The organism is Streptomyces sp. ISL-43 (genome assembly GCF_018614195.1).
In the GTDB taxonomy this organism is placed as follows: domain Bacteria; phylum Actinomycetota; class Actinomycetes; order Streptomycetales; family Streptomycetaceae; genus Streptomyces.
Window position 1 is genome coordinate 80,973 of the sequence record NZ_JAGGOT010000051.1, and the last position, 13,687, is coordinate 94,659.

The window sequence follows — 13,687 nt, forward strand, 5'->3', positions numbered from 1 at the left end:
GCGCCCCCCGTCCGCGCCTCCCGCGTCCGCGTCCGCCACCCCGGTTCAGCGGGCCGCGGGCGAGGAACCGCCCGCGACGGCCATCCGGGGTGAACCGGTGCCGTCCGTGGGGACGGTCCAGATGTCGCTGGGCCGTCCGTCCGCGCCCGGCAGCGCGTAGGCGACCGTGCCGTCGTCCAGCCAGGCCGCCTGGTCGTCCACGCTCCGTGTCTCCGCGAGCGCGGTCTCGGTCATGGTCCGCAGGTCGAGGACGTACAGCCGCCAGGGCGCGGACGGATCGTCGGACACCTTCTTCTTGAAGGCGATCCGGGTGTCGTCGGGCGACAGGGACGGGCATTCGACGTTCTGCCGCAGCGTCTTCGCCGACCAGTTCCCCATGTTCCCCTCGACGAGGTACGTGCGCCCCCTGGTGGACACGGTCGCGTAGAAGCGGTCGTCGTCGCGGGCGAAGCTCACCCCCCAGTAGTTGACGTCGGGGGCGTGGTAGCGCTCGCCGTCGATGGTGAGGGGGATCTCCTCCAGGGACTTGACGAGGTAGCCGCTGCGCAGGTCGAGGACGGCGGTCCTGGTGGAGAAGGCGGTGGTGGCGTAGGAGTCGCCGGTGGCGAACACCGTCCAGGCCAGCATCTGCCCGGAAGCGGACACCCGGGCCCGGGTCGGAACGCCCGGCACGGTGATCCGGCGCACCTCGCGCAGCCGCCGGTCGAGGACGATCGCGTACGTCTTCGGCAGCACCCCGGGCTCGGCGCGCAGGCACAGGGCGCTCTCCCCGGCGGTGTGGAACCGGTCGCAGGCGGGGCCGCCGGGGGTCGGGGCTCCCGCGGAGTCCGGCGGGACCGGCCGGTGCGCGACGCGTCCCGTGGCGGAGTCCCGGAAGTACAGGGCGGGTCCGTCGAGGGTGAAAGAGGCGTCCGCGGACGCGGAGCCCGGCCGGCCGTCCTGCCGGGCACCCGCGTGCAGCGCGTACCCGACGGATCCGCCCGTCAGCAGGAGCAGTGCGGCCGCCACGACGGCGGTACGGGCCCGGCGGCCGAGCGGGAGCGTGGGTCTGGGAAGCCTCGTGGTCATCCGGTCCGCCTCTCGGGGGTGTGGGTGTCCGGCGTTCGCCCGGAGGCCGGTGCGCCGGACGCGTCGCGGGGGAGCAGGGCCCGGCCGCCCGCCAGCGCGGCGAGCAGGACGGCGATGGCCGCCCACAGGGCGTGCGTCGGCCCCCACACCGTCCACGCGGCGCCGAAGCCCGCCGCGGCGAGCATCCGGGCCACCGCCTGGCCGGTCTGGAGCAGGGCGAGCCCGCCCGCCCTGCCCTCGGCCGGCAGCACCGGTCCGGCGAGGGCCATCAGCACCCCGTCGGTGCAGGCGTAGAAGACGCCGAGCAGCGCGAGGACGGGCACGAGGAGGAGGAGGGCCGGGCCGCCGGTCGGGGCGAGCAGGACGGCGTAGGCCCCGAGCAGCGCGAGGTGTCCGTACAGGAACGGCCGCCGCCGCCCGATCCGGTCCGCGAGCCGGCCCACGGGGACGGCGAGCAGAAGGTAGCCCGCCGCCGCGCCGAGCGGCAGCAGCGGGAACCAGCTCGCGGAGAGCCCCAGGCGGCGTTGGAGCAGGAGGTAGAGGAAGGCGTCGCCGATGGTGGCGGCACCGAGCAGGGCGGCGGCCGCGAGGATCCGCCGGAAGGCGGGATCGCGCAGTGCCGCGAACGTCGCGAACGGCTTGCGGGTGCGCGGTACCGGTGCCGGGGGCGGTACCGGGTGGCGCCCGGGAACGTAGAGGACCAGGAGCAGTACGCCGAGCAGCCCGACGCAGAAGCTGACGAAGAACACCGCGTCGTACGCGCCGGCGGTCGCCCAGAGCAGGGCGAAGGCGGCGAGCGGGCCGAGCAGGGCCCCGGCGGTGTCCATGGCCCGGTGCACGCCGAAGGACCGGCCCAGTGCGTCGGGGTGGCAGCTCAAGGTGATCAGGGCGTCGCGGGGGGCCGTGCGGATGCCCTTGCCGACCCGGTCGGCGGCCAGGGCCGCCGTGATCCCGGCGGCGCTGCCGCCCGCGAGCAGCAGGCCGAGCCGGGAACACGCCGACAGGGCGTAGCCGATCCCGGCGACCCGCTTGTAGCGGTGGCCGCGGTCGGCGAAGTGCCCGCCGAGGAGCCGGACGATCGAGGCGCCGCCGCCGAGCAGGCCGTCCAGGAATCCGAACTGGAGGGGTGAGAGACCGAGTCCGAGGACGAGGTAGAGCGGCAGCACCGCCGTGACCATCTCGGAGGAGATGTCGGTGACGAGACTGACCGTGCCGAGTGCCAGGACGGTGCCGGGAACGCGCCGGCCCTCCCCGTCGGAACGGGGTGGGACCGGCGTGTCCCGGCGGCCTGTGGTCGCCAGGTACATCAGTGGCAGGTGTACTTCGGGCTGGTGTCCTTGACGCTGCCGTCGGCGCCGACGTAGGTCCAGCTGTAACCGGAGTCGGTGAAGTCCATCTTCAGGACCCCGTATTGACCGCTGATCCGCTTCTGGCTGTTGGGCTGGACGTTCTCGATGTCGTAGGGCTCGGCGCCGCCCATGCCGCCGACGATCTCGGTGATCCCGTCGGCGACGGCCTTGCCGTTGGGGTCCTGGGGGGCGAACCGCTCGTAGTGGTGGTCGTGCCCGTTCAGCACGAGGTCGGCCTTGGCGCCGTACAGGATGTTCCAGACAGGCTTGCTGACCGGGTCGTTCCCGTGGCCGCCCGAGGAGTACAGCGGGTGGTGAAAGTAGGCGGCGACGCAGGACTTGGCGTTCGCGGCGAGGTCGGCCTTGAGCCAGTCGATCTGCGCCTTCTGGTCGAAGGAGTTGGAGTCCAGGGCGATGAAGTGCCAGTTGCCCTCGTCGAAGCTGTAGTAGCTCTTGCCCTGGGGGTAGGCGATGGCCCCGAAGTACGCCTTGTAGCCGGCGAGGGGTCCCGCGGGGTCATAGGTCTCGTGGTTGCCCGGCACCGGGCGCGTCTTGTCCTTGAAGGCGCCCCACGTCTTGTCGTAGTAGTTGCGGAAGTCGGAGATCCGGGCGTCGTCGTACTGGTTGTCGCCCATCGTCAGGTAGAACTTCGGGTTGATCTTCTGGGCCTGCGCGGCGGTCTTGGGGTGCGCGCAGGAGCTGTCGGACGCGGTGCACTGGGCGGCGATGTCGCCGGCGGCCACCACGGTGAAGGCGCCGGTCTGCGGGGGCTCCCCGCCGCCGAATGTGCCGTACACCTCGACCTCGTACAGCGAGTAGCCGTAGGAGGTGCCCCGGGCGGTCCCGTACACGCGCAGGTAGCGGCCCTTGCCGGACAGGGCGGTCCAGTCGTCGGTGCCGCCGTTCCCGGCGGTCTCGTTGGCGAGGCGGGTCCAGGTGGTGCCGTCGGCGGATATCTCGACGCGGTAGGTCTTGGCGTACGCGGCCTCCCAGTTGAGCCGCACACGGGTCACGTCGGCGGAGGCGCCGAGGTCGACGCGTATCCACTGCGGGTCCTTGCCCTCCGCGCTCGCCCAACGGCTGGCCGGATCACCGTCGAAGGCCTTCTGGGGGCCGAGGGCCGACGTCTCGCTGGAGGACGCGGTGGCGGTCTTGCCGCGCGAGATCAGGGGGTCGGCGGCGGCGCCGGCCCGTTCGGGGTAGGCGAGCAACAGCCCGCCGACGAGGAGGAGTACGGCGGTGAGGACCACGCCCACCGTGCGGCGTGATGCGGTGACGTGGGGCGTACTTGGGGCGCTCAGGCGCATTCCTGACTCCCTGGCCTTGTGGGTGGCGAGAGCTGGCACGGGCACGTGACCCCGCGCCCCCGACCCGCCTGAGGGCAGCGGAGGACGGTGTCACAGCGGCCGGGTCAGAGCTCTCGCTGAGCGCGTCATGCCCAGGAGTTCGGGCACCGCGCCAAGCCGCCGAAGCGGGATGCTAGCAAACAGGAAACTTTCCTACTAGTCATCTGGAGCACCTCTGAGAAGGCGGAGAACGGTATCCGCCCAAGGGCCCGATGGCAGGCGGTGTGGGGGCCTTCGCCCCTTGAGGGCGATCGGCCGCCAGAGCCGGCGCCGGACTCAGCTCTCCTGCGCATGCGGGAGAGGGCCGGGGTGCTGTCGGTTCCCGCCGTCGAGGTCCCACGCCTCGATGTCCCGGTAGTGGATCGGTCCGGGGCCTCGGCCGATGTTGCTGCCGACCAGGTGCAGCCGTTCTGTCCGCCACTCGCGACCGGTGAACGCGGTGAGCCCGGCGGCGGCCTCCACGGCGGAGGCGGGATCGTTTCGGCGGGCGCGGGCCAGTGTGAGGTGGGGGCGCAGCGGCCGGTCCTCGAAGGGGATGCCGCACTCCTTGACCACGGCCCGCACGTCCGTGGCGAGCAGGTGCAGGCCTTCGAGGTCCCCGTCGATCCCGCTCCACAGCACCCGCTCGCCGAAGTGCCCGCCACCGCGCAGGGCCAGTCGTACGGGCCTGCGCGCCGCCGCGAGGTCCGCGAGCGGCGGCCGCAGCAGGGGAACGGCCGTGACCGGGAGCTCACCGAGGAACGCCAGGGTGATGTGCCAGTCCTCGATGCGGTTCCACCGCATGTGCGGGTACGCGTCGTAGGCGGGGCGGAGCGCTCGCGCCAGTTCGCCCTTCGCGTCGTCGGGCGGGGCGAGGGCGATGAAGACGCGAACGGTCGCGGGCTGGATCTGTTCGTTCACAGGAGACTTCGTACAGGGCTCAGGGTGGTCCCGTCACATTCGGCCGGTACGCGCGGTGCCGGCGCCGGGCTCAGGTGTAGTCCGCCGTGTCGTGCACGTCACCGAACCGGGGAAAGATCTTCTCCACGGTGAAGTCGTGCTCGTCGGCGGCGAACCCGGACATCGCGTCGGCGACGAACTCCAGCTCGTAGCCGTGATCGCTCGCGGCCCGCGCGGTGGACTCGACCCCCATCGTGGTGACCAGCCCGGCGAGCACCAGCGTGTCCACGCCGAGACCGCGCAACCGTTCGTCCAGGTCGGTGCCGTGGAACGCCCCGACGGTGCGCTTGACGATCACGACATCGCCCGGCTGTGCCAGGCCGTCGGCGAAGCCGCTGCCGGGCGGCTGCTCGGCCACGCCGGGCCGCTCCACCCGGACCAGCACCACCGGACGCCCGCTCGCCCGGAACACCTCGGCCAGCCGGCGGCAGCGTTCGAGTACCGCTTCACCGGAGTGCGGAGCGACCGGAAGGCCGATGACGCGGGGCATCAGGTCGATGAGGACCAGGGCGGAAGTCACGGAGATGATCATAGGACAGGACCGTCATCATGGGCAGGTGATGACGTGGTTCCGCTGCTAGAGGAGGTCTGGGGCAGCCCCCCGTGGAGACGCTTGCTGCGGTGCCCCGGCCCCCGTGCCGGTGGTGTGTGCCCGTGCGGGGGCCGGGGCCGAGCCGGGGCCCCGGGGTGGGTCAGGCGGTGGGGAAGTTGTCGGCGGTGCGGATGCGGTCGCGGATCCAGACGCCGGCCGGCTTGAGCGAAGTGGTGCCGGTCCACGGGCCGTTGCCGTCGCAGGTGCCCGTCTTGAAGACCGCTCCGGTGCGGTTGTCGTCGGAGAAGTTCCAGTTGGTCCAGCTGATCTTCTTGGCTGCCATCAGGTCGAGGTACTTCTGCGACATGGTGAAGTCGTTGCTGCCCTCACCCGCGTAGTTCTGCGTGCCGAACTCGGTGACGAACACCGGGATCCGGTCGGCGGCGCGGGAGAGGGTGTCCAGGTACTCCTCGCGGTGCGAGTAGGCGTAGAAGTGGAACGTGTACATGATGTTGGACGCGTTCACCTGGTTGTCGACGACCTCGTTCTCATCGCTGCCCTCGGAGACGCCGAAGGAGGACCAGGCGCGGGTGCCGACGATGACCGGGGCGTCGGAGTCTATGTTCCGGATGACCGGGATGATCTGCTCCGCGTAGCTCTTGATCTTGGACCAGCTCACCTCGCTGGGCTCGTTGGCGATCTCGTAGAAGATGTTGTTCTTGCCCTTGTGGCGGTTGGCGATCGCGGTGAAGAACGTCTTGGCCTTGGCCAGGTTGTAGTTGGGGTCGCCCGGATCGAGCATGTGCCAGTCGACGATCACGTACATGCCGCGGGCCGTCGCCTGCTCGATCAGCGAGTGGGCAAGGTCGGTGAACTTCTGCGGGTCGGTCTCGTAGCCGTCCTCCTGGACGTACGTCGAGACGCGCAGGACGTCGGCGTTCCAGTCCTTGGCGAGGGCGTCGAGCGACCCGCCGGTGAGGCACTGCGCGTACCACTGGGTGCCGTGGGTGCTCATGCCGCGCAACTGGACGGGCTTTCCGTACTTGTTGCAGAGCTTGGTGCCGCAGACCGTGAGCTGGCCGTTGATGGCGACCGGGGTGGTGCCCGGCACGGGCGGCGTGGATCCGGTGTCGATGGTGAGGTGATCGACGTTGGGGCCGCCGTTGGCGGTGGTGGCGGTGGCCCGGATGGTGTTGGTACCGGCCTTGAGGGTGGTGGTCAGCCCGGTCGTGGCCCAAGTGGTCCAGGCTCCGGTGCCGTTGAACGCCTTGTTCGGGGCGACGGAGGTTCCGTTGACCGTGATGGTCATGGGTCGGTTGGTCGTGGTGCCGTTGGCGTAGCGCAGGCTGACCGCGGCATCGCCGGCCTGCGCGGCATTGACCGTCCATTCGACGTAACTGCCGGTGGTGTTGTCGTAGTTGACGAAGCCGCTGCCCGTGTAGCCGGCGTGGTTGGACTCGGCGGCACCTTGCGAGACGACGGCGTTCTCCGCCTCCTGGACGACGGGGGCCGCCGAGGCCGTACCGGGCGCGGCGGTGAGGCCGACGAGCAGTGCGGTGACGAGAGTTCCGGCCGCACCGAGGGAGCGAAGCCGAATGCGTGGGGGTTTCAAGGTGTCTCCGTCCTGTTGACGATCGACTGTTCGTAAGGAAACTTTCCTAACGACATGGAATGGAATAGCAGCGTCCGGCCCGGCTGCACAAGGGTCTGTGCATGTAGTCCAGATATGTGGACGCTTGATTGATTCAGAGACACCCATTGACCAGCTGGATGCCTATCAGCACGATGTACCACGGCTACACCCCTCCCGCCCCCCACGAATGCCAGGAGGAACGTTGTCCGTACGATGGAGAGCCGTTGCGGCGCTCGGCGGCGCCACGGCCGTGCTGTGTGCCTCGGGCGTCGCGATCGGCGTCGCAGACACCCGGTCCGGCGATCAACAGCCCATTGCCGCGCCCGTGTTACTCGCCGGGCTCGACCTGTCCAAGACCAACCGCCGCACCCCGCTCACCGGCCTCTATGACTGGTCCAAGGTCGGATACAGGGGCGGCGCCGATCTGCCGGGCGCGGCCCAGACCACCCCGGACGAGGCCTGCCGGATCACCCCGGCCGAACTCGCCGCCCAGTACGGAGTGAAGCCCGGTGACGGGGTGGACGACTCGGCCGGACTCCAGGCCGCCATCGACCGCATCCGCACCGACTGCTCACCCGGCGCGAGCTACACCCAGCTCTCCCTGATCACCCTCCCGGCGGGCATCCTCGAGGTGTCCCGCCAGCTCTCCGTCGACGCCGACTACCTGACCCTGCGGGGAGCGGGCAGCGCCGCGGGTGGCACCCGGATCGTCTTCCGCCCCGACGCCGTCACCCGGTACGACGCCCTCACTCCCGACGGTTCGGACTGGGACGAGGACGGCATGACCTCCGGGTCCGCCAAAGGAGGCTGGATCTGGCCCGGGCGAGGCCTGTTCCGCGTGCAGTCGCGCGGGGTGCACGCGAGCTACGCCTCCGAGTACGCGGCGGCCCCCGCCAACCGCAAGGACCTCTTCGAGGGCACGGTCAACGTGCACTGGAAGGCCGGGCTGAAGCTGCGCGGCAAGACCGGGGACACCGGATTCGCGGCGCGCGCGGGGGACACCGTCGTCCCCCTCGCCTCCAGCGGCTCGCTCGACGCACTCGCCGTCGGCGGGCTGGTCAACATCCGCGCCGCCAACTCGCTGAAATTCTACGCCCAGCAGAACATCCAGCCGGGCGACGGCCCCCTGCAGAACATCCACATGCGCCAGCAGATCTTCACCGTCACCGCCGTGGACCCCACGAACCGCACGCTGACGCTGGACAAGCCTCTGGAGTACGACGTACCGGTCACCTCCACCTCCGACGGGTCCGCGCCGATCGAGGGCGCCGTCTACGACTCCAAGGCCGCACCCCTCGTGGATCCGGTGCTCGGCGTCGGCTTCGAGGACTTCGCGCTGACGCAGGAGATACCGGGCCTCGATCCGGCCGACGCCGTGCGCAACTACGGCAACATGGACCCCGCCCAGGAGATGCACGGCATCGTCTTCAAGTGGGCCGCCAACTCCTGGGTCCGCGGCATCAGGACGGAGATGACCGGCTCCCATCCGATCGTCACCGAGGAGGCCTACCACCTCCAGATCGTCGACAGCCGGCTCCACGGATCCTGGAACAAGGGCAAGGGCGGCAACGGCTACTTCCGCGGCTCCCGCGTCTGGGACTCGCTCTACGCCGGCAACACCTCCCGCGAGCTGCGCCACTTCGCCTTCCAGTGGTCGGCCTCCGGCAACGTCGTCATCGGCAACGACTTCGACTCCGACCTCAACCTGCACGGCGGCTGGGAGCGCAACAACCTCTTCGAGCTCAACAAGGTGACCGTGCCCTACGAGCACCGCTCCGCCAACTGCCGTTCCAACTGCGGGGAGGAGGGCGGCGGCGCCCCCGACGCCTCCACCTGGTTCCCCGTCTGGTGGGGCGCGGGAAAGAAGGCGGTGAAGTGGTCGGGATCCAGCGGACCGCGCAACGTCTTCTTCAACAACACCATGACGAAGCAGGCCACCGCGGGCGCGGCCTACACCCCGTACTACGCCGACCACCAGCGCGTCTACCAGTTCGGCTGGAACGGCAGCGGCAGCGGCAGTGGTGGCGGCGGCTGGCAGCACCTCGACGCGGGAGGTACGCCGATCGGCGACTGGGCCGGGCGCGAGCAGCTGGACTACTCGGGCGGCCACGGTGTCGACGCCACCCGTACGGACACGGGCGCTTCGCTCTTCCTCACGTCGGCCACCGGCGCAGACCCCTCACCCAGTCCGACGCCCACCTCGTCACCGAGCCCGACCCCGACCCCCACTGCGACACCGACCCCGACCCCGACTGCGACACCGACCAGCACCCCTGTGAGCTGCCTGTCGGCGCGGACCGTCCAGACCTCGGCCTGGAGCAGCGGCTACGGGATGGACGTGTTCATCAGGAACAACTGCACGGCCTCGGTCCCCGGTTGGCGGGTGGAGTTCGACCTGCCGGCCGGGACGAGCGTCTCCAGCCACTGGTCGGCCACCAAGACCCGGAGCGGGCAGCACTACACCTTCGCCAACGTCGCGTACAACCGTGACATCGCCCCCGGCGGCACCGCGAGCTTCGGCTTCAACGCGAGCGGACTCGGCCTGCCGCTCAACTGCAAGGTGAACGGGGTGCCGTGCGACGGCGTCCCGACGCCGACGCCGACCCCCACGCCAACCCCGACCCCGACACCCACCCCGACCCTGCCCCCGGGTCCCGTGGTCGACGTGGCGACCAGCGCCCAGCTGAAGAGCGCGCTCGCCGCGGCCGCGCCCGGCCAGACCATCCGCCTGGCGGCGGGGGAGTACCGGGGCTCCTTCGTGACGCAGCGGGCCGGGACCGCGGCCGAGCCGATCACGCTGACCGGCCCCCGCGGTGCCGTGCTCGTCAACGACGGCCCGTCCGGGGAGGCTCCGTCCTGTCCGGTGCCCACCGCGGGCTGGGACCCGGGGTACGGGCTCTGGCTGCACGGGGCCCCGTACTGGAACCTGACGGGCTTCACCGTCAAGGACTCCAAGAAGGGCGTGGTGCTGGACAACGCCCAGCACGTCACGATCGACGGGCTGTACGTCCACCACGTCGAGGAGGAGGGCGTCCACTTCCGGCGCTCCTCCGCCGACGGCGTGATCCGCAACTCCGTGATCGAGTACACCGGCCTGGTCCAGCCCGGCTACGGCGAGGGCGTGTACCTCGGCTCCGCCGGCTCCAACTGGGGTTGCCACGGCAACTCGGGCGGTGTGGACCGCTCCGACCGGGTGCTGGTGGAGAAGAACCGGATCGGACCGTACGTCGCCGCCGAGGCCGTCGACATCAAGGAGGGAACCTTCGGCGGGACGATCCGCGGCAACACCTTCGACGGTCGCGGGATCACCGGGCAGAACTCCGCCGACTCCTGGGTCGACGTCAAGGGCGTGGACTACCTGATCGAGGGCAACAAGGGCACCTTCGCCCCGCCCGGCACCTTCGCCAACGGCTACGAGACGCACAACCCGGGCACCACGCCCTCCTTCCCCAACGGCTGCGGCACGGTGTGGCGGAACAACACCTCCGACCTCGGCGGCGTCGGCGCGTACGCCGTCAAGGTCACCTCCGCTTCCCAGTGCGCGGGCCGGCCGAACGTGGTCCACGCGTCGAACACGGTCACGGGGGCGGTGAGCGGCCTGACCAACATCCCCGTGACCCCGTAGCGCGGCCGCTACCGGATGCCGTGCCTGCGGAGCGTGGTGGCGAGGGTGGTGGCGTGCGCCACCACCGCCTTCGCCACCCGCTCGACCTCCTTGTCGGTGGCCGCGCCCACCGGCATGGAGCAGCTGATGGCGTCGGTGGCCGGGATCCGGTAGTGGACCGGGGCGGACAGGCAGGCGACGCCCGGCGTGCCCTGCTCCCGCTCCAGGGCCCAGCCCCGGTCGCGCGCGCGGGCCAGTTCCTCGTGGAGGGCCGGGCGGTCGGTGACGGTTCCCGGGGTCAGGGCCTCAAGTCGCTTCGGCAGTACGGCGTCCACCTCCTCCGTGGTGAGCTCGGCGAGCAACGCCTGCCCCAGCGCGGTGACATGGGCCGGCAGCCTGCGGCCGACCCGGGAGATGGCCCGGACGCTGTCGCGGGCCTCGCGGCTCGCGAGGTAGAGGACGTACGCGTCGTCGCGGCGGGCGAAGTGGACGGTGTACCCCGTTTCGGCGCGCAAGTCCTCGATCACCTCGTGCGCGTACGGCAGCGCCGGATCGCGGTCCAGATACGCGGTGCCGGACAGCAGGGCGTGCGGCCCCACGCCGAAGGCGGAACCGCTCTCGTCGGCCTCGACCCACTTGAGTTCGCGCAGCGTTCGGATCAGCGCGTGCAGGCTGCTGCGCGGATAGCCCAGCCGCTCTTGCAGTTCGGAGACCGTGAGCCGGTCGGCGGAGGACGCGAGCGCCTCCAGGATGCGCACGGTCCGCTCGGCGGACTTCACGGTCGAGACGTCCGACGGGGCAGCGGGCATGTCCACCCTCCAGATCATTTCCGCATGAGTGTTGACCGGCATGGTAGCGGACGCTAACTTCCACTTGCAGAGCTGCCACATTCTCAGATCCTGTCCAGATATGTAGACGGGGATTCGATATCCGATGAATCGCAATCCAATGAATCGCAGAAGTGTGTTCCCCAGCGCCTCCACCGCCCTCGCGGCCTCACTCGCCGCCCTCCTCGCCCTGACCACCCTCACCGCCTGCGGCGACGCTGCCGGGCCCGCCGCCGGCGACGACAAGGCGCCCCTGAAGATCTGGGTCCGCAAGCCCCCGGGATCGCCCACCGAGAAGACCCACCAGGACCTCGCCGCCGCCTTCACCCGGGCGACCGGCATCGAGGCCGAAGTGAGCGCCCTGTTCGACGACTTCGAGACGAAGCTGCAGCAGGCGGCGGCGCAGAGGAAACTGCCGGACCTGATCGTCAACGACACCGCCCAGCTCGGCACCCTGGTCAAGCAGGGCCTCGTACGGGAGGTGGACAAGGGCGCAGTCAGGGGCGGGGACCAGCTCATACCCGCCTCCTGGGAGGCGGCGAAGGCGGCCGACGGCAAGTACTACGGAGTCCCCTTCTCCGCCCAGACCTTCGCCCTCTTCGTCCGCAAGGACTGGCGCGAGAAGTTGGGCATCGCGCCACCCGCCGACTGGGACCAACTCGACGCCCTCGCCACCGCCTTCACCACGAAGGACCCCGACGGCAACGGCAAGGCCGACACCTACGGCTACGTCATCCCCGGCACCACCAAACGCGGATACCTGGACTGGTACTTCTCCAGCTTCCTGTGGTCCGCCGGCGGCGACTACTTCACCGGCGGCGACGGCGAACACCTGAAGCCCGCGATCGACAGCCCCGCGGCCCTCGCGGCGGCCCGCCGACTCAAGGGCCAGTTCTGCGAGGACAAGAACGTCGTGCCGGGTGCGGTGACCGCCGAGACCACCCAGACCCACCCGCTCTTCGAGGCGGGCAAGGGCGGGATCTACCTCACCGGCCCCTACAACATGGCCCGCTTCGACAAAGCGCTCGGCGCCGACACGTACGAGGTCCTGGCACTCCCGGCCGGGCCGGGCGGCAAGAGCTCCGTGCTGGCCGAGGGCGAGAACGCGTACCTGATGGCCGGTTCGAAGAACCCCAAGGGCCAGCTCGCGTACGCCGAGTACCTGATCGGCGCCGAGGGCCAGAAGGCCGGCATGGCGGGCGACACCGCGGGCAACGTCGTACGGCTGCCCGTCAACGAGACGGTGGACCTGGCCTCCGTACGCACCGACAAGCGCTGGCTGGTCTTCGACAAGGTCTATCGCGACGCCGGCCGGTACTCGCCCGTGGTCAAGGAGTGGACCCCCTTCCGCCAGGCCTCCGCCGAGGCGCTCAACGGCATGGTCGCCGACTGCGGTTCCGACCCCGGGGCCATGCTCGCCAAGCTGGCCGAGTCCTTCTCCGCCGAGCTGAAGAAGCAGGGAGCGGGCTCCTGATGCGCTCGCCGAGGCGGCCGGGCGGCGGCGTGGCGGTGCTCACGCCCTGGCTGTTCCTCGCCCCGGCGCTGCTCCTCTTCGCGCTCTTCAAGTTCCTGCCGATGTGGCGGGCGGCCCGGATGAGCTTCCACGAGGTGCGGCCCTACCTGGGCGACCGGTGGGTCGGCGGGGCCAACTACCGGCAGGTCGTCACCGACGAGGCCTTCCTCGACGCGATCGGACACACCCTCGTCCTGGCCGTCGGCCAGACCGGCGGCTCGGTGGTCCTCGGCCTCGCGCTGGCGCTGCTGCTCGAAGGCACCGCCCGGCGGCTGTGGATCGTGCGGACCGCCGTCTTCCTGCCGACCGTGACCGCGATGGCCGTGGTCGCCGAGGTGTGGCGGATCCTCTACCACCCTGCCGCCGATGGAATCGTCAACACCCTGCTCGGCTGGTTCGGGGCGGCGCCCTCGCAGTTCCTGAACGGCCCCGACAGCGCCCTGTGGTCGGTCATGGCGGTCGGCGTCTGGCGCGGAGCACCGTACGACATGATGATCTTCATCGCGGCACTCGCGGGCGTCGACCGCACCCTCTACGAGGCCGCGGCGGCCGACGGCGCCGGGGTGCGCCGACGGGTGTGGCACGTGACGCTGCCCGCCCTGCGCCCGGCCTTCACGATCCTCCTCACCCTCGCCGCGATCCGCGGCCTGCGCGTCTTCACCGAGATCTTCCTGCTCACCAACGGCGGGCCCGACGGGTCCACCGAGGTGCTGATGACCCTCGTCTACAAACTCGGCCTGGAACGCGGCGAACTCGGCGTGGCCGCAGCCGGATCCATGGTCCTGCTCTGCGCCTCCGTCGCCCTGACCCTGGCCGTGCGCCTGGGCCGTCCCCGCACCGGAAAGGAGGCCCGATGAACCGCCTGGACACCGTGCC

General features: G+C 70.7%; 10 protein-coding genes. 3 read left to right on the plus strand and 7 right to left on the minus strand.

Features of this window, described 5'->3' with window-relative positions:
• Positions 1–45: 45 nt before the first annotated feature.
• The 6 genes from J7F03_RS27555 to J7F03_RS27580 all read right to left on the minus strand — a co-directional run bounded on the left by J7F03_RS27555 (position 46) and on the right by J7F03_RS27580 (position 6,993).
• Entirely contained in the window at positions 46–1,068 is a 1,023-nt protein-coding gene (locus tag J7F03_RS27555; protein ID WP_214954104.1) for a hypothetical protein, read from the minus strand.
• Positions 1,065–2,375, minus strand: a complete 1,311-nt coding sequence (locus J7F03_RS27560) for an MFS transporter (RefSeq protein WP_214954106.1) — start codon at positions 2,373–2,375, stop codon at positions 1,065–1,067. Before J7F03_RS27560 ends, J7F03_RS27555 begins: the two co-directional genes overlap by 4 nt.
• Positions 2,375–3,724 (minus strand): discoidin domain-containing protein, encoded by a 1,350-nt coding sequence (locus J7F03_RS27565; RefSeq protein WP_214954108.1) that lies wholly within the window; start codon positions 3,722–3,724, stop codon positions 2,375–2,377. Before J7F03_RS27565 ends, J7F03_RS27560 begins: the two co-directional genes overlap by 1 nt.
• 315 nt (positions 3,725–4,039) lie before the next feature.
• On the minus strand, positions 4,040–4,663 hold the full coding sequence (gene thpR, locus J7F03_RS27570) for an RNA 2',3'-cyclic phosphodiesterase (RefSeq protein WP_214954110.1): 624 nt from the start codon (positions 4,661–4,663) through the stop codon (positions 4,040–4,042).
• Positions 4,664–4,733: 70 nt separating this feature from the next.
• Positions 4,734–5,222, minus strand: a complete 489-nt coding sequence (locus J7F03_RS27575) for an isochorismatase family protein (RefSeq protein WP_308379991.1) — start codon at positions 5,220–5,222, stop codon at positions 4,734–4,736.
• Positions 5,223–5,394: 172 nt separating this feature from the next.
• Entirely contained in the window at positions 5,395–6,993 is a 1,599-nt protein-coding gene (locus J7F03_RS27580; protein ID WP_251072573.1) for a cellulase family glycosylhydrolase, read from the minus strand.
• Between the two features lie 76 nt (positions 6,994–7,069).
• Here J7F03_RS27580 and J7F03_RS27585 point away from each other — a divergent pair, with 76 nt between their 5' ends.
• The gene (locus J7F03_RS27585) at positions 7,070–10,492 is read left to right on the plus strand and encodes a cellulose binding domain-containing protein (RefSeq protein WP_251072574.1); all 3,423 of its coding nucleotides are present in this window, start codon (positions 7,070–7,072) and stop codon (positions 10,490–10,492) included.
• Positions 10,493–10,500: 8 nt separating this feature from the next.
• Here J7F03_RS27585 and J7F03_RS27590 read toward each other — a convergent pair whose 3' ends face one another.
• Positions 10,501–11,280, minus strand: a complete 780-nt coding sequence (locus tag J7F03_RS27590) for an IclR family transcriptional regulator (RefSeq protein WP_214954120.1) — start codon at positions 11,278–11,280, stop codon at positions 10,501–10,503.
• A gap of 139 nt (positions 11,281–11,419) precedes the next feature.
• On the opposite strand from J7F03_RS27590, the gene J7F03_RS27595 reads away from it, so the two are divergent.
• Positions 11,420–12,772, plus strand: a complete 1,353-nt coding sequence (locus tag J7F03_RS27595) for a sugar ABC transporter substrate-binding protein (protein ID WP_251072575.1) — start codon at positions 11,420–11,422, stop codon at positions 12,770–12,772.
• Positions 12,772–13,668, plus strand: a complete 897-nt coding sequence (locus J7F03_RS27600; RefSeq protein ID WP_214954122.1) for a carbohydrate ABC transporter permease — start codon at positions 12,772–12,774, stop codon at positions 13,666–13,668. The genes J7F03_RS27595 and J7F03_RS27600 overlap by 1 nt, the downstream gene beginning before the upstream one ends.
• Positions 13,669–13,687 lie beyond the last annotated feature (19 nt).